A 21,398-nucleotide genomic window follows, 5' to 3' on the forward strand; every position below is an offset into this window, starting at 1 on the left:
TCAGTCGGCAAGCGTGGCGATATCCATGACAAAGCGGTACTTCACATCGCCCTTGAGCATGCGCTCGTAGGCATCATTGACCTGATCGGCACGGATCATCTCGATGTCCGCGACGATGCCGTGCTCGGCACAGAAATCCAGCATCTCCTGGGTCTCCGGGATACCGCCGATCATAGAGCCGGACAAACTGCGACGTTTCATGATCAGGTTGAACACCTCCGGCGACGGATGTGGCGAGGACGGGGCGCCTACCAGTGTCAGGTTGCCGTCACGCTTGAGCAGGGTCAGAAACGCATCCAGATCGTGCGGCGCGGCCACGGTGTTGAGGATGAATTCGAAGCTGTTGGCATGGGCTGCCATCTCTTCGGCATTGCGTGAGACCACAACCTCGTCCGCACCCAGTGCCTTGGCGGCTTCGCGCTTGGATTCCGAGGTGGTAAACGCGACCACATGAGCGCCCATGGCATGGGCCAGCTTGATGCCCATATGACCCAGACCACCGATGCCGACGACACCGACCTTGTGTCCCGGGCCGACCTGCCAGTGGCGCAGCGGTGAGTAGGTGGTGATACCGGCACAGAGCAGCGGCGCCACGGCGGCCAGCTGGGCTTCAGGATGACGGATACGCAGCACGTACCGTTCATGCACCACGATCTGCTCGGAATAACCACCCAGGGTATGCCCCGGTGCGTCCGGCGTGGGGAAGTTGTAGGTGCCGATCATCTCATCGCAGTAGTTCTCCAGCCCCTCGGCACAATCCGCGCAGTGTTTGCAGCTATCGACGATGCAGCCGATGCCGACCAGATCACCAACCTGATAGTCGGATACATGTGCACCCACCGCCGCGACGCGACCAACGATCTCGTGGCCGGGCACGCAGGGGAACAACGTGCCGGCCCATTCGGCGCGTACCTGGTGAATATCGGAATGACAGACGCCGCAGTAGGCGATGTCGATCTGCACATCGTGCGCACCCGGAGTGCGGCGAGTGATATTCATCGGTTCAAGCGGTTGGTCGCCGGCGTGGGCACCGTATGCGTGAATGGACATGGGAACTCCTCGACATGAATTATTCGGGTGACCGCTGGCACGAGTCACTGATGATGTGGCATAAATTATTGCTGCCTTTTGTCATGCACCGATATAACGATCCATTGGTTCTATTGCCTGATCCGATGAGTTTGCATCCGTTCAGGATATTTTGGTTTCAGTTTGGGGTAGGCTTGAAAAGTACGGCAGGCGCTGTTTTGCCTTGCCATGAGCCGCTTGGAAATCGTCAAACCGGGGGAACAGGAATCAGGCATGAACACGTCAACCAGGCTGCATGCGTCTTGCAGCCCCCTGCAACAGGCACTGGTGCCTCTCATCGATCGTTGGACTCTGGAGCAGACGGATGTCGCGACCGCGATCCCGGGGTTCAACCTGTTCCGCCGCGAAGCGCCCACACCGCCAGCGTTTTGCCTGATCAAACCGAGCATCGTGCTGGTGGTGCAGGGCAACAAACAGGTGTTCGCCGGCGATGAGGCCTATCCCTACGATATCTCCCGTTTCCTGATCACTTCACTGGAGCTGCCCGCCAAGTCGGAAACATTGACGGCGAGCACCGAGGCTCCCTGCCTGGGGCTGAATCTGGAGCTGGATTCTCGACTGATAACCGAGATGCTCGCGCACGGAGAGGTACCGGCTGCCGAGAGCAGTGCCGGCGACGGTTGTTTCGGCACTGGCGTTGTAACGCCGCTGATACTGGATCCATTCAAGCGACTGCTGGAACTTCTGGACGAGCCTGCGGCCATCACGGCACTGGCCCCCGGGATCATACGTGAAATCCATTACCGTCTACTCACCAGTGACCAAGGCAGTCGGCTGCGCCAGATCGCCTCGGTGGGGGGGCAAGGGTACAAGATCGCAAAAGCAATCGACTGGCTTTGTCTGCATTATGCCGAGCCACTGCGTATTGATGCCTTGGCGGCCTCCGTGCAAATGAGCTCGCCCAGCTTTCACAGCCATTTTCGCCGACTGACAGGCATGAGTCCGCTGCAATATCAGAAGTGGCTGCGTCTTAGCGAAGCTAAACGGCTGATGTTGAGCGAATATTTGGATGCCGCCAGTGCTGCTTACACCGTGGGTTATGAGAGCCCATCCCAGTTCAGCCGCGAGTATAGCCGTATGTTCGGGACTTCGCCCAAGCGTGATATAGAGGCGTTGCGTGCCCAGGCGGCCAACTGATAGATTGATTGGTAATGGCCGCTTTTCCGTTAACGTCCCTGACACTGGGAGCCATCAACAAACTCTGACGTATGCAAAGGGCCAAATACTGCTGATTGGTTGTCCGTCAAAGCAGCCCACCACGAACTCAATAGCATTGGTCTCATAGGCCAGGGTTTTAAATTTGAGCTTCATTGGGCTATTGCCTACAACAGTTTGTAGAGTCTGCAGACTTTACTACTGAACTTGAGGAGTATGTATCTGACTTTGCGCTCCACAAGGTCTTTTGTTGCCATTGCGACGTCCACAAACGGTTAACCATCCCGGTTGTGCTCCAGGTATTCGATAGGTAGTCAATCGGCCTTTTCCGGCAAAGGCGCTCCTGTCAGTCGAGCAAAAACCTCTACCACTCTGGGCAGCAGGTCGTCATTGAACTGGTAGTGTGGGCTGTGGCAGGGTGCCTGGAAGTTGTCCTCCCGTGCCATGCCAATCAGCGCGAACGCCCCCGGCACTTCGTTCAGGTAATAGCTGAAGTCTTCCGATGCCATGATCGGCAGCGGCAGGTTCTGCATCTGCCATTCTTCCCCAAGGGAGGACTCAAGTGCGCGGCGGTATTCTGTGGCCGCTTCAGGATGATTGATGGTGGCTTCATAGCGCTTCACGGTTTCAACCTGCGCCGTGACACCGTAGGTGCGCGCGGTGTCTTGGGTGATCTGCTCGATGAGTTCGTTCACCAGTGGACGCAGCTCGGGCTGTGCTAGACGGATGCTGCCCTCAATGCGAGCGGTCTCGGGTGTCACGGTCGGTGCACTGGGCGCTTCAATGGAGGCAACGCTTATCACGGTCGCGGACTGTGGCGGCAGGCGTCTGCTGACGATCTGCTGCAGGTTAAGGGTCACGGCTGCGGCGGCCAGCACCGGGTCGCGACAGATTTCGGGCTGACTGGCGTGGCCCCCTTTGCCGGTGAGGGTGATATGAAAGGTGCCGTTGCCGGACATGACCGGTCCATCGGGACAGGCCGCCTGTCCCCAGGGTATGGCGGGCCAGTTATGCCAGCCGTAAATACGGTCAATGCCGTTCAGCGCCCCCTCTTCAATCATTTTGCGGGCGCCATGACCGCCTTCTTCAGCCGGCTGAAACAGCAGTGTAACGGGGCCCGGAAGGTCTGTTTCGTGAGTCTTCAGCCAGGCTGCTGTTGCCCAAAGAGCTGCGGTATGGCCGTCGTGGCCGCAGGCATGCATACAGCCGGGCGATTCAGATCGGTAGGGCAGGTCGGTAAGCTCTTCGATAGGCAGGGCGTCTATGTCGCCGCGCAGGGCGATATGAGGTCCGCTTGCATCAGCAGCCAGAGTGGCAAGCGTGCCGTATTCTGCACAGCTGCGCCAGGCAATCCCCAGTTTGTCCAACTGTTCTCGGATCATTCGGCTGGTGTTTTGCTCCTGCCAGGTCAGCTCCGGCTGGCGATGCAGCTGGTGTCTGAATTGAACAGCCTCTTGCATGATGGCCTGCCATGAATGAGACATGCCCCCTCCTTGTCAGTGGGTTGTACATCTTGTCATGTCACACAGTCTGGCAGAGAGTCTCGCCAACCCCCAAATCGATCGTCAGTCTGCCCAGCCCGAACCGATCGCTCTGAACGGCAGTTCCAGTTGCAGATCAGGCACTTTTTGAGCGACCCAGGCCGGAAAGGTATTGCTGTTGGGGCCGGGGAATACCCGGTATTCATGTTTCCAGGGGTAGTTTTGTGCCGTGCTCTCGATCTGGGTGATCAGCTCATCCACGCCTTCGCCACGACGATCCAGAATCAGCTCAGGCCTGGCGCCAAACCAGTGGCGGTCAGGTGTGTCCTGCTCGATGCGCAGCACCGGCAAGCCGCGCCGCTCGCGCCAGCCAACGACCTCGTATACGGTGTACTGATCCGCGTTGCGTGGTTTGAGCGCGATCCATGTGTGCACAGCGAAGATCCCTCGCCAGCCCCAGGCGTCTGCGGCATAGACTTGTATCACGGGCTCGGGTGTTGTGCTTGGGTCGGGAGCGATGCCGGCACTGGCACGGCTGGCGGTACGCCAGTCGTTGTTGGCACAGGCCGTCAGCAACGGTAACAACATCAGAATCAGCAGGTGTTTGGGTTGTATCATCAAGGGGCCTCCTGATTCAGCTTACGTAGCGTGCTTGCATACGGATTATTCGGTACCCATGTCACCCACGGCCATAGCGATCATCCAGCCGTTCAATATCGGCTTCATCCAGTACATCACCTGACTGGACTTCAAGAATCAACAGGGGTTCCATGCCATTGTTGGATAGCCGGTGCAGCTGTCCCTGCGCAATGGCGATGGATTGGTTGGCACCCAGCTCAATATGTTCAGCATCCCGCGAGATGCTGGCATGGCCGCTTAGAACGACCCAGTGCTCGGCACGATACTGGTGGCGTTGCAGAGACAGGGCAGCACCGGGGTTGACGCTGATCAGCTTGACGCGAAAGCTGATCAGCGTCAAGAAGATGCTCGTAAAAGCCCCAGGGGCGGTGGACCCGGGGATGGTTGATCAGCTCGGATCGGCCCTGTTGCTGCAGTTCGGCTACCAGTTGCCTCATCTCGTTGGCGTAGTTCTTGTCGGCCAACAGCAAGGCATCCGGGGTATCCACCACCAACAGGTTGCTCAGCCCCAGGGCTGCAATCAAGCGCTCCCCACCCATGAACAGCGTGTTGTGGCAGTGTAAACGTGTCACCTTGCCCTGAGCGCGACAACCATCGGGTGTCTCAGGCAGCTGCTGTTCGAGGGCTGCCCAGCTGCCCAGATCCTGCCAGTGGGCCTGCAGTGCGGTAACGTGGCAGCTGGAAGCATGCTCCAGCAGCGCATGATCGATAGAGATCTCCGGGCAGGTTAGAAAGGGCTCGACACCCACCCGGATGAAGTCCAGATCGGTCGTGCGCTGTTGCCAGGCATGCTTGCAGGCTGCAATAAGATCCGGCTGCAGGGGCGTCAGAGTTGCCAGTAATGTGTCCGCCCGAGTGAGTAACACCCCAGCATTCCAGAAGGCTCCGCGCTCAATGAGATCAGCCGCCTGCACCGCATCGGGCTTCTCGATAAAGCTTTCAACCTGCACCGGGTCTGCAGGGTCTGGCAGAATATATCCATATCCGGTTGCGGGATGATCAGGCACTACGCCAAAAAGGCAAAGCTGGCCGGATTCGGCGGCGGGTCTGGCACTTTCAGCCGCCTGCGCCAGAGAGTCAATCGGTTCGATCAGTTGGTCAGCCGGCAGGGTCAGCAACAGCTGGCAGGGTGTGCCCCGCTCAACGGCATCCAGTGCAGCCAGTACAAGACTTGCCGCCGTGTTACGGCCTTCGGGTTCCAACACAATGCGGCCTTGCAACCCCGTTTCCTGCAGCTGTTGGGCCAACAGAAAGCGATGCTCTTCGCGTCCTATCAGCAGTGCGGGGACTTGACTGATCTGAGCGGCGCGCTGCAGGCACTGCTGCAGAAGGCTTTGCTGGCCGGCCAGGCTTAAAAACTGCTTGGGATGATGCTGGCGGGACAGGGGCCAGAGGCGGCTGCCACTGCCACCGGCCAGAATAACGGGCTGCATCTTGGGTCTCGGGTTGACGAAAAGCTGCAGTGTACCGCAAAGCGTTGCGAGATGGAGTGAAGAGAATCCGTCTCGGCTTTGCTAACATGTTGAAAACCCGTACGGATGAGACCGTTATGCCTGTTGAAAATCTGCTTCCTGCTATTGTTTCTTCGCTGATCATCGCGCTGCTGGTTTGGGCGCTGGTCAGCTGGCGCAGCGGGTTGAAGCTTGAACGCGAGCGACAGGTTGCTGCCCAGCTTCAACTCCAGCTTGAGCAGCTGCAGGATGAAAGTGACATGCTGCGTGACCAGACTCAGCAACAGCAGCAGGAGCAACTCAGGCTGAAGGTCGAGCTGAGCCGGCTGCAGGTGCAGCATGACGAACGTCAGCAGGCCGAACGGCAATATGCAAGCTGGTGGCAGGAAGAGAAATCACGCCTCCAGTCACTGCAGCAAGAGTTGCAGCAGCTGCAATCTGAACACAGTGCCCTTAAGACACGGCGTGAAGAGCAGGAACGCCATTTCCAGCAGCAGATGGAACAGCTCGAAGCCAGTCGTGAGCAGCTGAAAAAGGAATTTGAGCAGCTGGCCAGCGAAATTCTGGAGCGCAAGGGCAAGGCGTTTACCGAAATGAGTCAGCAGAGCCTTAACCATTTGCTGAATCCAATCCAAAGCGAGATGAAGGGGTTTCGGGAAAAGGTAGAGCATATTCACCTGCGGGAAACGGAGCAGCGTGTCCAGTTGCGTACCGAATTGCAGAATCTGCAACAGCTCAACCGAGCAATTACCGAACAGGCCGAAAAACTCACCACTGCTTTGCAGGGACAGAAAAAGGTTCAGGGCAATTGGGGCGAGTTGATGCTTGAGAACGTACTGGATAACGCGGGCCTCAGGGCCGGCGTCGATTACCGGCGTGAGGTGAGCTTCAACGGTGAAGATGGACGCCAGCGTCCCGATGCGATCGTCTATCTGCCCGGTGACAAGCACCTGATCATTGATGCAAAGACCTCGCTGGCGGCCTACACCCGTTATGTCAATGCTGAACAGGACAGTGAACGTCAGCAGGCTTTGCGCGAGCATGCCCGTGCGGTTGCCGATCGCATCAAGGAGTTGGCCGAGCGCCGTTATGATCGTCTGCCGGGATTGAATTCACCTGAAATCGTGATCATGTTCATCCCGGTGGAGTCGGCCTATGTAGAGGCGCTGAAGGCTGATGAAACCCTGTATCAGCGGGCACTGGAGCAGAATGTACTGGTGGCGACACCAACCACGCTGCTGACCAGTCTCAACATCGTGCGGCAGCTGTGGCGCTTTGAGGATCAGAGCAAGCATACCGCTGAGCTGGCTGACCGGGCCGAACGGTTCTACAACAAGCTGAACAGTTTTCTCACCAGCATGCAGGATGTGGGCAAGAAGCTGGATGGCGCTCGCATCAGCTATGAGCGTGCGTTTGCACAGCTGTACTCGGGTCGAGGCAATTTGATCAAGCAGGCGGCCGAGTTCAAGGAACTCGGCGTTTCGGTGCAGAAAGAGCTGCCTGCAGACCTGGTCGACAAGGCCAAACTGGAGCTGGATACCGGTAGTTGACGTGAACTGTGCGCGATAGGTCTGACGCGTGACTCAAGGCGTCACCCACGGATCATGTCGTCCTGGCCGGTACTTCGGCTGAAAACGACCAGTTTGGACGTCATGATCTGGACAATATTCCCATCCTGATTGGATGTTTCCGAACGGACAGTGACAATGCCCCGGTCTGGCCGTGATCGGGAGGGTGTAACCTGGGTTATCTCACTTGTCACCTGTAAGGTGTCACCAGGGCGTGTAGGTTTTGGCCAGCTGACTTCGACGCCGGCACCGATCAGGCCGCCTGCAACCGGCATTCCGCCCTCCACCAGCAGACGCATGGTTGTCGATGCGGTATGCCAGCCGCTGGCGGCAAGCCCTTCGAACAGGGTGTCTTTTGCCGCTGACGCGTCTAGATGAAAAGGTTGCGGATCGTAGCTGCGGGCAAATTCCACAATGGCCTTTTCATCAAGTTGTGCCGTACTGCTGGTGAATATCTGTCCAACGCTCAAATCTTCTAAATAAAACTTTGCTGGGGTAGGCAAGGCATCACTCCTGTGCAGTGGGATTTTTAATGGTGACCATTATCAATCGGATCGAAGGATAGGTGATATTTATCATCAAAAAAAGCGGTTCTTTTATCCGAGGAGACACTGCACATTCTTGATGAGCGAGCGTCTTGTCCCCATTTTCAGATGACAGGCTCGCGGCACCAATCCTCTAGTCTTCTTACAACCAACAAACGCAAAGACGGGCTAAAGTCATACTGGCCCTGCGAATAAGGATAAGAGGATCGCGTAATGCAATATCATCTAAACGGTTTCAAACCCGGCAACTACCAAATTCCTGATGCTGCGCGTGAGCCGGTTGCCCCGCCGCCCATTGTGGACCTGCCGAAGGAAGTGGATGTCCTGATTGTCGGTTGTGGCCCCGCAGGGCTGGCACTGGCGCGTCAGTTGTCCGAGTTTGCCGATATCAAAACCTGCATCGTTGAGCAGAAGTCCGGCCCCATGCTGTTTGGCCAGGCCGATGGCATCTCCTGCCGCACCATGGAAATCATGGAAGCCTTCAACAGCAGTGAAATGCTGGTCAAGGAGTGCTATCAGCTGCGCCAGAATGCGTTTTGGGAGCCAGACACAGATCATCCCGAAAACATCAAGCGCACCCACAAGGTACCGGATGCGCGCCTCGGTCTGTCTGAGTTCGTGCACGGCGTTGTGAATCAGGCACGGTTGCATGAACTGTTGCTGGAGGGGATGCAGCAGTCGGTTACACATCTGGTGCCACACTACAGCCGCCGCCTTCTTGAACTGGAGGTGGATGAAAGTCTTACCCAGGACCTGAATGCACACCCAATCACGGCGACCTTTGAGCGTGTTGATGCCGAGCAGTCGGCCAAAGTTGAAACGGTCAAGGCGCGTTATGTGGTCGGTACTGACGGTGCGCGCAGTGCAGTGCGCAAGAGTCTGGGCATTGAGCTGCAGGGTGACTCTGCCAACAAGGCATGGGGCGTCATGGACGTTCTGCCGGTCACCGACTTTCCCGATATCCGCGTCAAAACCTTTATCCAGTCCAGGGAAAACGGTGCCGTGATGATCGTTCCCCGAGAGGGTGGCTATCTGGTCCGACTGTATGTGGAGCTGGGGCTGTTGGAGAATAATCAAAGGGCATCTCAGCTCGAGTTGACGGCTGATGACCTCATCGCCAGGGCTCAGTTGATTCTGCAGCCATATTCGTTTGATGTGAAGGAAGTAGGCTGGTGGTCAATCTACGAAGTGGGGCAGCGTGTTGCCGAACGATTCGACAACAACCCGGTGGGCAATCCTGACGGTCTCATTCCGCGCGCCTTTGTGGCCGGTGATGCCTGTCATACCCATAGCCCCAAGGGTGGCTGGGGCCTGAATACCTCGCTGCCTGATACGTTCAATCTGGGCTGGAAACTGGCCGCAGTGCTGCAGGGCAAGTCTGATCCCAAGCTGTTGCAGACCTATGTTACGGAGCGCCGCAAGGTGGCGCAGATGCTGATCAATGCCGATCGTGAAATGTCCGCCCTGGTGGCCACGCGTCCAAGTGCAGACAAGGCAAAGGGACAGGCCAGGAAGACCAGCACGGCGGATATCGAGAAGTTCATCGCCAGACAGAACGGCTTTATCGCGGGTACATCCATTGGTTACGACGAATCCTACCTGTGTACCGGTCATGAACATCAGGGGCTGGCAACGGGCTTGCCGATTGGCCAGCGCTTCCACTCAGCCGAAGCGGTTCGCGTGGCCGATGGCTGTCCTGTCCACCTTGGCCATCTGAACAAGGCGGACGGTCGTTGGCGCGTATTCGTGTTCGGCAACAGGCAGGATCCGCGAGATACCGCTTCAGAGACCGGCCAACTGGTACAGTTTCTCGAAAACGCGGAATCATCGCCGGTCAAGAAATATACGCCTGCCGGTGCAGATATTGACTCGGTGATCGATGTCTACGCCGTGTTCCAGCAGCAGGATCTGGCTATAGAAACGCTGCCGAACTATCTTTGGCCTGCCAAGGGCAAATATGGGCTGAGGGACTATGAGAAGGTGTTTCAGACCGATGCCAGCCACGATATTTTCGAGCAGCGTGGTATCGATCGCGACAGCGGCTGCATGGTTGTGGTTCGGCCGGACCAGCATATTGCCACTATCCTGCCGCTTGATGCGCATGCAGAGCTGAGTGCATTCTTTGATGAGTTCATGATTGCATAAGGCAAAACCGGCAGACCTGATCGCCTTCCGGAATGGCTGTTCCGGGAGGTGATCACACCGGTGGTGTGTTGCCCGCCTTGGGCGGATTTTCGCACTGTTTACACCTGCTGCACTTCTTAAAGTATCAAGTTGGATCGCATGGTTCATAAAACCTGATCGTATTTCGTCCCGCCGCTTTGGCTTGGTACATGGCAACGTCAGCGCATTTCAGAATGTCGTCCGGGCTGACTGCATGGCCCAGAAATACAAACACGCCAATACTTGCTGAACAGTGGTGTTCAACAACGTGATCAGCATCGCCAGCTTCAGTGATATTCAGCTGGTAAACATCGGAAATCTTCATACGGATCTTTTCAGCAACAGCTCTGGCGTGAGTGATCGATTCCGCATGGTCTGTCGCCAGTTCGCCGAGCATCACCACAAACTCATCACCACCAAAGCGCGCGACAGTATCCATCTCGCGGACGCAGCTCTTCAAGCGATTGGCCGCTTCCATCAGCAGCAGGTCACCGACAAAATGCCCATGTTGATCATTAAGTGGTTTGAAATTATCCAGGTCGACAAACATCAGGGCGCCATGGTGCCCACTGCGTGTGCTGGCGGCCAATGCCTGGTGCAAGCGATCGCTGAGCAAGCGGCGGTTGGGAAGCCCCGTCAGTGTGTCATAGAACGCCAGTTGTCGAATCTGGTCCTGCATCTGCTTGCGTTTGGTGATCTCGCGAGTGATACCGTGAAAGCCGATAAGTTTTCCATGTTCATCTCGTACTGCTTTAGAAAATACCTCTCCCCAGATGATGCTGCCGTCTTTGCATATGTGGGGAACTTCAAAGCTGATAAAGCCGAGATCCTTGCCTTCCTGCTCCGCTTGCTGTCGTTTTTGCCATGCTTCGGTGACGATAGCAGCGCCTTCTTCATTGAATAGCTCCAGCACATGACGACCAACCACCTCATTGGCCTTGAAGCCACGAAGGCGCTCATCCGATGGGCTGATATAGGTGATAAAAAGATTGCTGTCGGCGCGCCAGAGCACATCCAAAGTATCCTCCGTCAGCAATCGATAGAAGGCCTCTCTTTCGTTCAGCTCTCGGGTGCGTTCCTCTACCAGAGCCTCAAGGACCTGGTTGCGTGCCTGCAGCTGATTGACAGGGTAGACCTCTCCATCCTGAACCAAGTGATAGGGGATTGATATGCCGCTGTGGACAATTTTCCAGGCCGCATCTTCAAGGCGAAAGATCAACACCAGTCGCGCAATCTCACGCGAAAGAATATGTTCCGGCTGCGGCAGGTGGATATTGAAGAAAGCGGTTACCGCCACGACCTGCTCGCTTAAATCCTGCAGCGAGAGATCACGCATTTCGATCTGTATGCGTCCCGGGATTTCAGAAAAATCCTGCCGAGTGATTTTGATCCACTCGTCACGATCTGTTACCAGCACCGTTCCGCCGCCCGTATAGCCACTGAAATCTTCACTGAACAACGTCGTCAGTCGATCATCACGTGAAGCATAGAGCTTAATGTACTCATCAAACAGCGCTCGGATTTTCTGATGGCGGTCCGTATGAAGAGTGACAGGGGGCATGTGGGATACTCGTTTTTGATATATGTGACAGTATATGACGTCAATGCACCTGACAGAAACCGCGCAATCGCAGCTTGCATAAAAGGGATTACTCTCCCAATATAAAGTAATTAATTACTTTCTTTAGGTTTTGCCATGCCTGAAACTGCCGAGTGTCCCAAAAGGGTCTATCAGAGTACTGAACAGCGACAATCCGCCACCATAGAGGCCGTTGTACAGCTCTCTGCCGACCAGGATCCCTCCACGTTAACGACAGCCAGTATTGCCGAAAGAGTAGGGCTGTCTCAGGGGGCTCTGTTCAAGCATTTTCCCACCAAAGGTCGTTTGTGGGAGTCAGTGGCTCGCTGGGTTTCCGATCAGCTCAGTCAGCGTGTTTTCAGTGTGACTGAACAGTATGAGCAGGCTGACAAGGCGCTGGAGGCCATGTTTATGGCTCATGTGAGCTTTATTGTCCAAAACCCTGGCGTGCCCCGACTGATGCTGGGTGAGCTGCAAAAGCCCGGTAAAGGACCTGCCAAGCAGATTGTCCGCAACACGCTGGCCAACTACCGGCACAGAGTCGTTACACTGCTCAAGCGGGGTGCCGAACAAGGCTGTCTGGGCCGTGATATTGATACTGAAGCAGCGGCAGTGCTTTATCTGGGTGCCATACAGGGACTGGTGGTTCAGGGGATGGTCAGTGGTGAGCTGCATGCTATTGAGCATATGGCCACACGTATCTATCGGCTTTTCAGCGACAGCCTCCTGGAGACGACTCATGACAAGGAGAAATAAGTTCACCCTTGCTTTGGCCTTGGTTGCCGGAGTGCTCTTCGTGGCAGTGATGGTCAAGCTGAAGCAGCCGCCACAGCGTATTGATGCTCAGGCGGTGGCCACCCCGGTACGGGTGCTGGATATTGTGCCTCAGGTACTGATCACACAGGCGCGTGGCTATGGTCAGGTGTTGCCGGCACGCAGCTGGAAGGCGGTGGCGAATGTGGCCGGTCGGGTCGTCTGGAAGCACCCGGAGCTGGACAGTGGCAATTTGATTGCGCCAGGTACCCGTCTGCTGCAGATCGACCCCAGTCGTTATGACCTGGCGCAAGCGGCCGCCGAAGCGGATCTGGCCGGGCTGGAAGCCGAGCTGCGTCAGTTGGTGCAGGAAGAAGAAAATACCCAGGCTCTGCTGGCGCTGGAACAGCGTCGTTTGGCTTTGGTGCAGCGTGAGCTGGAGCGTTCACAAACGCTCGTACAGCGCGGTGCATTGTCTGCCACCCGCCTGGATGAGCAGCAGCGAGCCACCCTGCAGCAAGAGCAGGCGGTACAGAGTCTGACTAACCAACTCAGTCTGATTCCTGTCAGACGTGATGCTCTGACCGCACGCAAGGCCCGCGCCGAAGTCAGTCGGGCAAACGCCATCAAGGATCTTGACGATACCCGTTTCAAGGCACCCTGGGCGATGCGCGTACATCAGGCCGAGGTGGAAACAGGCCAGTATGTCAGCGCCGGCCAGACCCTGTTTACAGTCGATGATATTGCCCAGGCCGAGGCTACCGTTCAGGTGGAGCTTGAAGCGCTGCGACGGGTTTTGTCCCAGCTGCCCCTGGCGCCGGTCGCGGCCGATGCCGAGGCTTCCAGCCATGATTTCGTTAACTTCCATCAACAGTTGCCACTGGAACGGCTCGACGTATGGGTAAGCCCCAGCAATGTGCCGGATATTCGCTGGAGCGGTCGGCTCACTCGAGTGACCGGGAGCCTTGAACCCACAACACGGACCCTGCAGGCCGTGATTACAGTGGATGAACCCTATCGCAATGCCCAGCCGCCGTCACGGCCACCGTTGGTACGCAACATGTTCGTGCAGGCCAACATCTTTGCAGCTACACCTGAACCGGTCATCGTGATTCCGGCCAGTGCGCTGCATCAGAATGAGGTCTATCTGGCGGATGACAATAACCGGCTGCAGCGCCGCTCGGTCAGCGTTGCCTGGCAGCAGGGAGATCTGGCCGTTATTGCCGAGGGACTGGACGCGGGGGAGCGGCTGATTCTGGATGATCTGGTGCCCGCGGTTGAGGGTGCCTTGCTTGCACCGCAGCCGGATGAGCAGGCCTGGCAAAGACTGCAACAGGACGCGCGGGGAGAGCAGCCATGATCCGCTGGTTTGCCGGTCATCCGACCGCCAGTAACCTGTTGTTGATCCTGATACTGGCGATGGGCGTGTTTGTTGCCCCCAGCCTTACCCGTGAAACCTTTCCCGCCTATTTGCCGCCAGAAGTCAGCATCAGTATGGAATATCGCGGCGCCACGGCTGCCGATGTTGAGGAGGCTATCTGCCAGCGGCTGGGGGAAGCCCTGCAGCGGGTGGATCACATGCGTGAGATCAGCTGTACTGCACGGGACAACCAGGCTCAGACGATCGCCAGCATGGGTCCGAAGGGCGATATGGGCCGGTTTCTGGATGATATCCGCACCGAAATGGATGCCTTGACCGACCTGCCGGAAACGGCCGAAAAGCCGGTCATTCGTGAGCTTTACCGTACCGATCTGGTTGCGGCCATTGCGGTATCCGGGCCGATGAGCTTTGCCCATCTGGAAAGCTACGCCAATGAGCTGCAAGACCGTCTGTTTACGCTTCAGGGTGTGGCCGATGTGGTGACGGTGGGTTTGTCCCAGCGCCAGTGGCAAGTGGAAGTTTCCCGTGACCAGCTGCGTCAGTACGGATTGAATGCCGGTGATATTGCCCGCGCCATCAGCCGCCAGAGTCTGGATATGCCACTGGGGGCGCTGGAAACCGATAATCAGGATATCCAGCTGCGTTTTGTCGATGAGCGCCGCACGCTGCAGGCTCTGGCTCGTTTGCCGGTTGTGGCCAATGCCGGCGGAGCGGTGCTGAGGCTGGGTGACATTGCCAGCCTGTCTGAAACCCATGAGCGGGATGAGGAGCGGGTCGAATTCAACGGCCAGCGCGCCATTATTCTCGAGGTTCACAAGAACCGTAATGACGATGCCCTGCGGGTGATGGATGCTCTGGAGGCTTTCATCGCGGAGGAACAGGCCCGCCGCGAGGGTGTAAACCTGGACATTACTCAGGACATGACCTCCATCGTCAAGGACCGCCTGCAGATGCTGGTAAGCAACGGCATCACCGGCCTGCTGCTGGTGGGGCTGGTGATGGCGCTGTTTTTCCGCCCTCGGCTGGCGTTCTGGGCACTGTTTGGTTTGCCAACCGCTTTTGCCGGTGCTTTTTTGGTGATGGCGCTGAGCGGTCTTTCACTCAATATGATCACGCTGGTGGCGCTGCTGATGGCGATCGGTATTGTCATGGATGACTCAGTGGTGATCACTGAAAACATTGCGCGCCATGCAAGCATGGGAGCCACCCCACTGCAGGCGGCGGCAAGAGGCACTCTGGAAATCATGCCTGGGGTCTTCTCCTCGTTTTTGACCACCGCGGCCGTCTTTGTCCCGCTTGCGTTTCTGGCCGGTGAACTGGGAGCCGTGCTGGAAGTACTGCCGGTGGTATTGATCGCGGCGCTGGCGGCATCGTTGATCGAGGCTTTCTGGATACTGCCGCATCATCTGAAAAGCGGTCTGGCCAGGGCGAAGGGACAGGAGCGACCTCCCTCTCGCTTTCGTAGCGGTTTTGATCACCGCTTTGAGCGCCTGCGGGAAGCAACAGGACGTTTGGCTGACGGCGCGATCCGTTTCCGCTACGGCGTGCTGGCGGCCATGATGATCGTTCTGCTGGGCTCGATCGGCCTGATGGCCGGTGGACATGTGCGCATGGAGGCAATGCCTGAAATTGACGGTGATGTGCTCGAGGCGCGTGTGTTGCTGCCCCAGGGAACCCCGCTGCATCAAACACAGGCGATCACGCAAAGGGTGACAGACGCCATGCTTGGGCTGAGTGAGACGTACAGTCCACAGCAGCCCAATGGGCAGAAGCTGGTGCGCAATATCCAAACCCGTTTCAATCGGCATGCCAGTTCCGCAGAAAAGGGCGCGCATGTTGCTACGGTGATGGCGGACCTGTTGACTGCCGAGCTGCGCACGGTTGATCTGGCCCGGCTGACCGAGCGCTGGTACGAAGAGATCGGTGATATCCCCGGTGTGATTGCACTGAATATCCAGGAACCGGGGTTTGGTCCAGCAGGCACCCCGATCGAAGTCCGTCTGCAGGGCCAGGATCTGGATGACCTGAAAGCGGCTGCTCACTACCTGAGCCAGGAAATCTCCAGCTATACCGGTGCCTTCAATGTGCTGGATGATCTGCGCCCCGGCAAACCCCAGCGCACCCTCAAGCTGAGGGAAAACGCATTGGCACTGGGCCTGACGGCAGCGGATGTGGCCGGTCAGATTCGTACCGGTTTGCTGGGTGATATTGTCGATACGGTGCAGATCGGGGATCAGCATATTGAAGTGCTGATCCGTCAGAGCAGTGCCGAGCGTGCTACCCGTGCCTTTTTGCAGGATACGGTGATTCTCGGCAATAACGCTCAGATGATTCCCCTGCGGGAGGTGGTCAGCATCGTCGAGGAGCGTCACTGGGCGCAGGTTACCCGCATTAACGGCCAGCGCACGGTGACGGTCTCGGCTGACGTCGACAGCCGTGTGGCCAACGCCGGCAATATCGTGGCTGATCTGCAGCAGCGGGTTTTCCCGCAATTATACCGGCAGTGGCCCGGGATCAGTCTGCAGGTTGAAGGGCAGACCGCCCGTTCAAAGGAAACCGGACAGTCGATCGCCCGAGGGTTGCTGATCGGCCTGCTGGGGATCTTCCTGATTCTGTCTTTCCAGTTTCGCAGCTATCTGGAACCGATCATTGTCATGCTGTCGATTCCGGTGGCGCTTATGGGCGCGGTCTGGGGGCATTTGATTATGGGATATAACCTGTCCATGCCGTCATTGATTGGTGCCGCCTCACTGGCAGGCATCGTGGTCAACAACGCCATTCTGCTGGTGCAGTTCATCAAATCCTATCGTGCCGAAGGCATGACCACGGCACAGGCGGCCAGTGCGGCCAGCCGTAATCGCTTTAGGGCCATTTTGATCACCACCAGCACCACGGTTGCAGGCTTGTTGCCGCTGCTGGCCGAAACCAGCACCCAGGCGATGGCCGTGATTCCGCTGGTGATCTCGGTGGTGTTCGGCCTGTTGGTATCGACCCTGCTGGTGCTGCTGGTACTGCCGGCGCTGTATACCATTCTTGATGATCTGGGCTGGAGCACCGAGCTTGAGCCCAGAGTGGATGAGTAGGGTGCGGATTCAACCCTACGCCGCTATGAATCCAGTGCCTCTTTTACCAGCCGTGCCCTGCGCCGGTTCAGCAGGTCCTTTGCGCTGACCAGGAAGATGCCGGTCAGCACCAGCAGGCCGCCGATGATGAACTGCACACTCAGGGTTTCGCCCAGAATCAGCACGCCGAACAGCACGCCGATCAGCGGCGTAATGAAGGTGAAGGTGGCCATGCGTGAGGCCAAGTAACGGCGCAGCAGCCAGAACCAGGTCAGATAGCTGGCGAACGCGATCACCACGGCCTGAAAGGCCATGTTGATGCTGGTTTCGGGGGTCCAGTTCATCTCGCCGCGACCCAGCGCAAACGCCATGCCGATCAGCAGGATCGAGGCTGCGGCCATCTGGTAAAACAATGTTTTGACCGCAGGTGCCTCTGACAGCTTGGAACGGCGAATGGCAACGGTGGTAAAGCCCCAGACGGCACCCGCCAGCAGGGCATAGAAATCGCCCAGCAGGGTGGTTTGCTGGCCGGCATTGGCTGGACCCAGAAATGCGATGCAGACCCCCAGAAAGGCAAGGCCGATACCGCTCCACTGAATGCGGCTCAGGCGCTCGTCGGCGTGAACAAAGTGCATCCCCAGCGCAGTAAAGATGGGGGAGGTGTAGAGGAACACGACCATGTGTGAAGCGCTGGTATATTCAAGGCCCAGCCCCACAAACAGGAACTCGACGGCAAACATGGTACCCACCAGGATACCCGCCTTGACGGTACCATCGGCGAAGACGTTACGGCCTTCGCTGCGCAGCATCAGCAGGAACAGAACACTGGCGGCAAATGCGGAGCGCAGGCCGATCTGCAGGGTCGGTACGATATCATCTGCCGCCAGCTTGAGCGCCACCTGTTGAAAGCCCCAGATGGTACACAGCATCAGCATGATGCTGATGGCAAAAAAGTCGAGGTGATTGCGCTGGGCCGACATATTCATGACTCCTGAAACCGAACAGAATGTAACACAGCTTACACTCTCTGCCGGGTGAATTCACCCTGCTGCCAGGTCGATAAAACAGCACCGTATTTCTGCTCAAAAATGCAGCAGAAAATGCTTTGCGCCGGTGAAGAAGCGGATTATTATCCGCGACTTTCAACTCACCGGTTCAACATAAATGAAATGCGTGTCCTTTGATGCGTTCCGAACCCTCCACCTGCCTGATGTGCATTACATCAAACCCGAGCATCTGTTCCGTGAACGCGAACGGGTTGAAGCGGCAGACTGGGTGCTGTTTCCCGAATACTGGCAGGTCAATGCACTGGTGTTTGGTCTCAACAAGAAGATCTTCCCCAGCCTCTCCTCATACCTGATTGGCCATGACAAGGTTGAGATGACCCGTGCCTTTCAGATGGTGGCTGCAGGCAATATTCCCTGGACGTTGATTGAGCCCAATGATCCGCAACATGCCGAGCGTGTCTGGGATCAGATGCCATTGCCTTTTGTTGCCAAGATTCCGAAAAGCAGCATGGGGCAGGGGGTGTTTTTGATCGAGAACCGGGCCGACTGGAATGCCTATCTGGGCAAGACACCGGTGATCTACGTGCAGGAACAGCTGCCGATCGATCGTGACCTGCGCATCATTGTGGTGGGCGGCAAGCTGGTGGCCGGTTTCTGGCGCTGCCAGGGTCATGATGGCTTCCATAACAACCTGTCTCAGGGTGGCACCGTGGATATCGAGACGCCACTGCCACAGGCCGCCGTGGATCTGGTGCTGCGCGTGGCCCAGCAACTGGAGATCGACCATGCCGGCTTTGACGTGGCGATGGTGGATGGCTACCCCTATCTGCTGGAATTCAACCGCCTGTTCGGCAATACCGGACTGCAGGGGCTGAGTCAGCAGGTTTCGCAGGCGATTGAGCACTACCTGCGCGAGCAGTCGGAGCGGGATGACGACCCGATCGATCCGACCCCGCCGCTGCCGGTTGCGGTATAGCGCGCATCTGAATCAGCGGCAATCTGTTCTGCCAGCCTAGTCGAAAGCTGTCCTGCCCCTGTCATGACGCTGGAGGACAGGGTGTTGTGTTCAGGCTGGCTTGAGCGGGGGGCGATGCAGATCCCAAATATCCTGAGCTGATGCGGCAGGCTCCCCAGAGCCTGCGCCAGTTTCAACGTGGGTGCCAGACCAAAGCCATGACTGGACAGGTCTTCAGAACTGTCCAATTGGTCGAGATCAAGCGGCATCCAGTGTCCCGTGGGAAATGCAGTTGTCTGCATAGCATCGATCAAAACCGTTTTGACATCTTGCTCAAGCCAGTTGAGCAGGTCAGGACCTGGCCGATCCAGTGTTATCAGCTCTACATTTTCTGGCAGTGAGTGCTGTGCCAGCTGTTCCAGGACCACCCAGCCTGCACGGTCGTCCCCGAACGGAGAACCGATGCCGATCACCCGCCAGCCACTCATGATCGACGCATATCCAGCCTGAGAAAATGTGTGGCGCAGGAGATACAGGGGTCATAGTTGCGAATGACCTGCTCGGCCTTCAGCCTCAAAGCCTCTTCATCCCGGTTCAGCCCGAATGCGATCAACGAGCGATACAGGTCCGCTTCAATGCGCGCCTGATTCTGGCTGGTGGGCGGCACGATGCGTGCTGCCTTGATGCGCTGATCCGGCCCTACCTCATAGCGGTGCCAAAGCAGACCGCGAGGCGCTTCACTCATGCCAAAGCAGACCCCTGCGCTCAGTTCGGGTTGCGGGCAGGGAACGGCTGGGTATTCATAACCCTGCAGTATGTCGATCGCCTCGTGAATCACCAGCTCGATCTCCAGTGCACGGGCAATCAGGCTGTGGAACATGTTGTTGCTGGGCAGTTGCAGCCCGGTTGCCTTCAGGCTTTGCTGGATGACGGGGGGCAATTGCTGGTGATTGATATTGAGCCGAGCCAGCGGGCCGGTGAGATAGGGTTCGCCGTTCAGGTCGGACCAGAGGGCGGTGGAGTCCGGCTTGTGGTGTTCATGGAAGTGCTGCTCAAACTCTTCAGCCCCCAGTTTCAGCCCGGTGCTGGTAATCAGCCGACCGGACTCGATGGCATAGCGATCCGGATGAGTCAGGGCGATGCTGATAAAGTCCTGCGGGTCATCCGGCAGGTCCAGCCCTGCGCAAAAAGCGGTCAGATCACGGGCCAGTGGCTGAGCCTCGCGCAGCTTGTCCAGCAGAGGCTCGATCTGCTCCGGCTCCGGGGCGCGGTGGAAGCCACCAATGCGGGCGCCAACGGGGTGTACCGAGCGTCCCCCCAGCAACCGGATCAGTTCATTGCCCAGCGCCTGGAATTGCATGCCACGCCGGACAGTCTCCGGGTGTTGCTCGGCCATGGCGATGGCGGAGTCGAAACCCAGAAAATCGGGCAGGGCGAGCAGATGGATATGCAGGGCGTGACTTTGCAGCCATTCGCCACAGTAGAACAGCCGGCGCAGTTTTTGTACCCAGTGTGGCAAGGGGTCTTTGGCCAGTGACTCGAGGGCATTAAGGGCGCTGACCTGATAGGCGATGGGGCAGATGCCACAGATGCGGGCCACAATGTCCACGACTTCATGGGCATCGCGTCCTTCCAGAAACTTCTCGAAATAGCGTGGTGGTTCAAAGATCGACAGGCCCAGATCAACCAGTTGGCCATTAACGACCTCCAGTCGCAGCGAGCCTTCACCCTCTACCCGCGTCAGGGCGGGTACATCGATGCGGATACGGCGCTCAGTCATCTTCAGCCTCCTGTCCCGAGTGCCAGAATACCCGGCCGGTTTGTAAAAACGAGGGGGCCTGAGAGTTGATCAGCAGAAAGCGTCGGGCAATGGCGTCCGGCATTAGGCCCAAACCTGCGAAACGGCGTGCCAGGGTGTCGCTTTGGGCCGTTTCGGCAGGACCATAACAGCCATAACAGTCGCGGCCAAAGCGTGGGCAGAGCGCTCCGCAGCCGGTGCGTGTGACCGGGCCCATACAGGGCTTGCCCTCGGTGACCATCACGCACACGGCCTGCTGGCGTTTGCACTCCAGGCAGACCCGGTCACGATCATCCACTGGTGCGACGCCGAACAGCAGCGAGCGCACGGCTGCCACTATCTGGGGGCTGCTGACCGGGCAACCCCACAACTCCAGATCCACGTCCACCACGGAGGCGATAGGCTTCACATCCTTCAGGGTCTGTATGAACTCGGGGCGGGCATAGATCGCATCTCGCCATGCATCATGCTGACCGTCCAGATTGCGCAGTGCCTGAAGGCCGCCGCTGGTGGCACAGGCGCCGATGCTGACCAGAAAGCGGCTGTTGGCGCGTACCTGCTTGATGCGCTCCAGCTCATCCGGCGTAGACAGGCTGCCCTCAACGAAGGCGATATCCACTTGAGCATCGGCTTCGCTCATGCCTGCTTCCAGAAAGTGCAGAATTTCCAGCTGTTCACTCAGCTGCAGCAGCGACTCGCCCAGATTCAGAAACGCGAGCTGGCAGCCATCGCAGGAGCTGAACTTGTGCACGGCAACTTTGGGTCTGCTCAT

The 21,398-nt window shown here is 57.6% G+C and carries 18 protein-coding genes; 7 read left to right on the forward strand and 11 right to left on the reverse strand.

What is annotated here, in order from left to right; translation table 11 throughout:
* Nucleotides 1-1,050 carry an NAD(P)-dependent alcohol dehydrogenase gene (locus tag CFI10_RS06155; protein ID WP_206840581.1) on the reverse strand — a complete coding sequence of 350 codons (1,050 nt, stop codon included), beginning with the start codon at nucleotides 1,048-1,050 and terminating at the stop codon, nucleotides 1-3.
* Between the two features lie 252 nt (nucleotides 1,051-1,302).
* On the opposite strand from CFI10_RS06155, the gene CFI10_RS06160 reads away from it, so the two are divergent.
* The gene (locus tag CFI10_RS06160) at nucleotides 1,303-2,226 is read left to right on the forward strand and encodes an AraC family transcriptional regulator (RefSeq protein WP_242530136.1); all 924 of its coding nucleotides are present in this window, start codon (nucleotides 1,303-1,305) and stop codon (nucleotides 2,224-2,226) included.
* Between the two features lie 332 nt (nucleotides 2,227-2,558).
* Here the strand turns inward: CFI10_RS06160 and doeB2 are convergent, their stop codons facing one another.
* From doeB2 to CFI10_RS06175, 4 genes are all read right to left on the reverse strand, one after another.
* On the reverse strand, nucleotides 2,559-3,728 hold the full coding sequence (doeB2, locus tag CFI10_RS06165; RefSeq protein ID WP_206840583.1) for a N(2)-acetyl-L-2,4-diaminobutanoate deacetylase DoeB2: 1,170 nt from the start codon (nucleotides 3,726-3,728) through the stop codon (nucleotides 2,559-2,561).
* 81 nt (nucleotides 3,729-3,809) lie between these two features.
* Nucleotides 3,810-4,343, reverse strand: coding sequence for a DUF3750 domain-containing protein (locus CFI10_RS06170; RefSeq protein WP_206840585.1), 534 nt, complete (start codon nucleotides 4,341-4,343; stop codon nucleotides 3,810-3,812).
* 61 nt (nucleotides 4,344-4,404) lie between these two features.
* On the reverse strand, nucleotides 4,405-4,677 hold the full coding sequence (locus CFI10_RS19350) for a phosphomannose isomerase type II C-terminal cupin domain (protein ID WP_277987754.1): 273 nt from the start codon (nucleotides 4,675-4,677) through the stop codon (nucleotides 4,405-4,407).
* The gene (locus CFI10_RS06175; protein WP_206840587.1) at nucleotides 4,571-5,797 is read right to left on the reverse strand and encodes a mannose-1-phosphate guanylyltransferase/mannose-6-phosphate isomerase; all 1,227 of its coding nucleotides are present in this window, start codon (nucleotides 5,795-5,797) and stop codon (nucleotides 4,571-4,573) included. Before CFI10_RS06175 ends, CFI10_RS19350 begins: the two co-directional genes overlap by 107 nt.
* 116 nt (nucleotides 5,798-5,913) lie before the next feature.
* On the opposite strand from CFI10_RS06175, the gene CFI10_RS06180 reads away from it, so the two are divergent.
* Nucleotides 5,914-7,365, forward strand: coding sequence for a DNA recombination protein RmuC (locus CFI10_RS06180; protein ID WP_206840589.1), 1,452 nt, complete (start codon nucleotides 5,914-5,916; stop codon nucleotides 7,363-7,365).
* A 41-nt stretch (nucleotides 7,366-7,406) separates the two neighbouring features.
* Here CFI10_RS06180 and CFI10_RS06185 read toward each other — a convergent pair whose 3' ends face one another.
* On the reverse strand, nucleotides 7,407-7,886 hold the full coding sequence (locus CFI10_RS06185; RefSeq protein ID WP_206840591.1) for a MaoC family dehydratase: 480 nt from the start codon (nucleotides 7,884-7,886) through the stop codon (nucleotides 7,407-7,409).
* A 255-nt stretch (nucleotides 7,887-8,141) separates the two neighbouring features.
* Here CFI10_RS06185 and CFI10_RS06190 point away from each other — a divergent pair, with 255 nt between their 5' ends.
* Complete coding sequence (locus CFI10_RS06190) at nucleotides 8,142-10,073, forward strand: FAD-dependent monooxygenase (protein WP_206840593.1); 1,932 nt, start codon at nucleotides 8,142-8,144, stop codon at nucleotides 10,071-10,073.
* Between the two features lie 124 nt (nucleotides 10,074-10,197).
* Here the strand turns inward: CFI10_RS06190 and CFI10_RS06195 are convergent, their stop codons facing one another.
* On the reverse strand, nucleotides 10,198-11,652 hold the full coding sequence (locus CFI10_RS06195; RefSeq protein WP_206840595.1) for a diguanylate cyclase domain-containing protein: 1,455 nt from the start codon (nucleotides 11,650-11,652) through the stop codon (nucleotides 10,198-10,200).
* Nucleotides 11,653-11,787: 135 nt separating this feature from the next.
* Between CFI10_RS06195 and CFI10_RS06200 the strand changes: the two genes are divergently transcribed.
* The 3 genes from CFI10_RS06200 to CFI10_RS06210 are packed head-to-tail and all read left to right on the forward strand — an operon-like array spanning nucleotide 11,788 to nucleotide 16,887.
* Nucleotides 11,788-12,426, forward strand: coding sequence for a TetR/AcrR family transcriptional regulator (locus tag CFI10_RS06200; RefSeq protein ID WP_206840597.1), 639 nt, complete (start codon nucleotides 11,788-11,790; stop codon nucleotides 12,424-12,426).
* Nucleotides 12,410-13,783: an efflux RND transporter periplasmic adaptor subunit gene (locus CFI10_RS06205; protein WP_206840599.1), complete on the forward strand. Its 1,374-nt coding sequence runs from the start codon at nucleotides 12,410-12,412 to the stop codon at nucleotides 13,781-13,783. The genes CFI10_RS06200 and CFI10_RS06205 overlap by 17 nt, the downstream gene beginning before the upstream one ends.
* Nucleotides 13,780-16,887: an efflux RND transporter permease subunit gene (locus tag CFI10_RS06210; RefSeq protein WP_206840601.1), complete on the forward strand. Its 3,108-nt coding sequence runs from the start codon at nucleotides 13,780-13,782 to the stop codon at nucleotides 16,885-16,887. Before CFI10_RS06205 ends, CFI10_RS06210 begins: the two co-directional genes overlap by 4 nt.
* Before the next feature lie 23 nt (nucleotides 16,888-16,910).
* Here CFI10_RS06210 and CFI10_RS06215 read toward each other — a convergent pair whose 3' ends face one another.
* Complete coding sequence (locus CFI10_RS06215; protein ID WP_206840603.1) at nucleotides 16,911-17,846, reverse strand: DMT family transporter; 936 nt, start codon at nucleotides 17,844-17,846, stop codon at nucleotides 16,911-16,913.
* 184 nt (nucleotides 17,847-18,030) lie between these two features.
* Here CFI10_RS06215 and CFI10_RS06220 point away from each other — a divergent pair, with 184 nt between their 5' ends.
* Nucleotides 18,031-18,849: an ATP-grasp domain-containing protein gene (locus tag CFI10_RS06220; RefSeq protein ID WP_206840605.1), complete on the forward strand. Its 819-nt coding sequence runs from the start codon at nucleotides 18,031-18,033 to the stop codon at nucleotides 18,847-18,849.
* On the opposite strand, the gene CFI10_RS06225 is transcribed toward CFI10_RS06220, so the two are convergent.
* From CFI10_RS06225 to CFI10_RS06235, 3 genes are read right to left on the reverse strand one after another with little or no spacing between them, the layout of a single operon-like run.
* Nucleotides 18,777-19,316, reverse strand: coding sequence for a hydrogenase maturation protease (locus CFI10_RS06225; protein WP_206840607.1), 540 nt, complete (start codon nucleotides 19,314-19,316; stop codon nucleotides 18,777-18,779). The two genes, CFI10_RS06220 and CFI10_RS06225, sit on opposite strands and share 73 nt — an antisense overlap.
* Nucleotides 19,313-20,608: a Ni/Fe hydrogenase subunit alpha gene (locus tag CFI10_RS06230; RefSeq protein WP_206840609.1), complete on the reverse strand. Its 1,296-nt coding sequence runs from the start codon at nucleotides 20,606-20,608 to the stop codon at nucleotides 19,313-19,315. The genes CFI10_RS06225 and CFI10_RS06230 overlap by 4 nt, the downstream gene beginning before the upstream one ends.
* On the reverse strand, nucleotides 20,601-21,398 hold the full coding sequence (locus tag CFI10_RS06235; protein ID WP_206840610.1) for an NADH-quinone oxidoreductase subunit B family protein: 798 nt from the start codon (nucleotides 21,396-21,398) through the stop codon (nucleotides 20,601-20,603). Before CFI10_RS06235 ends, CFI10_RS06230 begins: the two co-directional genes overlap by 8 nt.

This window comes from Marinobacterium iners (genome assembly GCF_017310015.1).
Lineage (GTDB): Bacteria > Pseudomonadota > Gammaproteobacteria > Pseudomonadales > Balneatricaceae > Marinobacterium > Marinobacterium iners.

What these genes read in the sequence shown, in the direction of transcription:
- CFI10_RS06155 (WP_206840581.1), bottom strand. Translation starts at nt 1,050, where the DNA reads ATGTCCATTCACGCATACGGTGCCCACGCCGGCGACCAACCGCTTGAA.
- CFI10_RS06160 (WP_242530136.1), top strand. Translation starts at nt 1,303, where the DNA reads ATGAACACGTCAACCAGGCTGCATGCGTCTTGCAGCCCCCTGCAACAG.
- doeB2 (WP_206840583.1), bottom strand. Translation starts at nt 3,728, where the DNA reads ATGTCTCATTCATGGCAGGCCATCATGCAAGAGGCTGTTCAATTCAGA.
- CFI10_RS06170 (WP_206840585.1), bottom strand. Translation starts at nt 4,343, where the DNA reads ATGATACAACCCAAACACCTGCTGATTCTGATGTTGTTACCGTTGCTG.
- CFI10_RS06175 (WP_206840587.1), bottom strand. Translation starts at nt 5,797, where the DNA reads ATGCAGCCCGTTATTCTGGCCGGTGGCAGTGGCAGCCGCCTCTGGCCC.
- CFI10_RS06180 (WP_206840589.1), top strand. Translation starts at nt 5,914, where the DNA reads ATGCCTGTTGAAAATCTGCTTCCTGCTATTGTTTCTTCGCTGATCATC.
- CFI10_RS06190 (WP_206840593.1), top strand. Translation starts at nt 8,142, where the DNA reads ATGCAATATCATCTAAACGGTTTCAAACCCGGCAACTACCAAATTCCT.
- CFI10_RS06195 (WP_206840595.1), bottom strand. Translation starts at nt 11,652, where the DNA reads ATGCCCCCTGTCACTCTTCATACGGACCGCCATCAGAAAATCCGAGCG.
- CFI10_RS06200 (WP_206840597.1), top strand. Translation starts at nt 11,788, where the DNA reads ATGCCTGAAACTGCCGAGTGTCCCAAAAGGGTCTATCAGAGTACTGAA.
- CFI10_RS06205 (WP_206840599.1), top strand. Translation starts at nt 12,410, where the DNA reads ATGACAAGGAGAAATAAGTTCACCCTTGCTTTGGCCTTGGTTGCCGGA.
- CFI10_RS06210 (WP_206840601.1), top strand. Translation starts at nt 13,780, where the DNA reads ATGATCCGCTGGTTTGCCGGTCATCCGACCGCCAGTAACCTGTTGTTG.
- CFI10_RS06215 (WP_206840603.1), bottom strand. Translation starts at nt 17,846, where the DNA reads ATGTCGGCCCAGCGCAATCACCTCGACTTTTTTGCCATCAGCATCATG.
- CFI10_RS06220 (WP_206840605.1), top strand. Translation starts at nt 18,031, where the DNA reads ATGAAATGCGTGTCCTTTGATGCGTTCCGAACCCTCCACCTGCCTGAT.
- CFI10_RS06225 (WP_206840607.1), bottom strand. Translation starts at nt 19,316, where the DNA reads ATGAGTGGCTGGCGGGTGATCGGCATCGGTTCTCCGTTCGGGGACGAC.
- CFI10_RS06230 (WP_206840609.1), bottom strand. Translation starts at nt 20,608, where the DNA reads ATGACTGAGCGCCGTATCCGCATCGATGTACCCGCCCTGACGCGGGTA.
- CFI10_RS06235 (WP_206840610.1), bottom strand. Translation starts at nt 21,398, where the DNA reads ATGAGCAGACCCAAAGTTGCCGTGCACAAGTTCAGCTCCTGCGATGGC.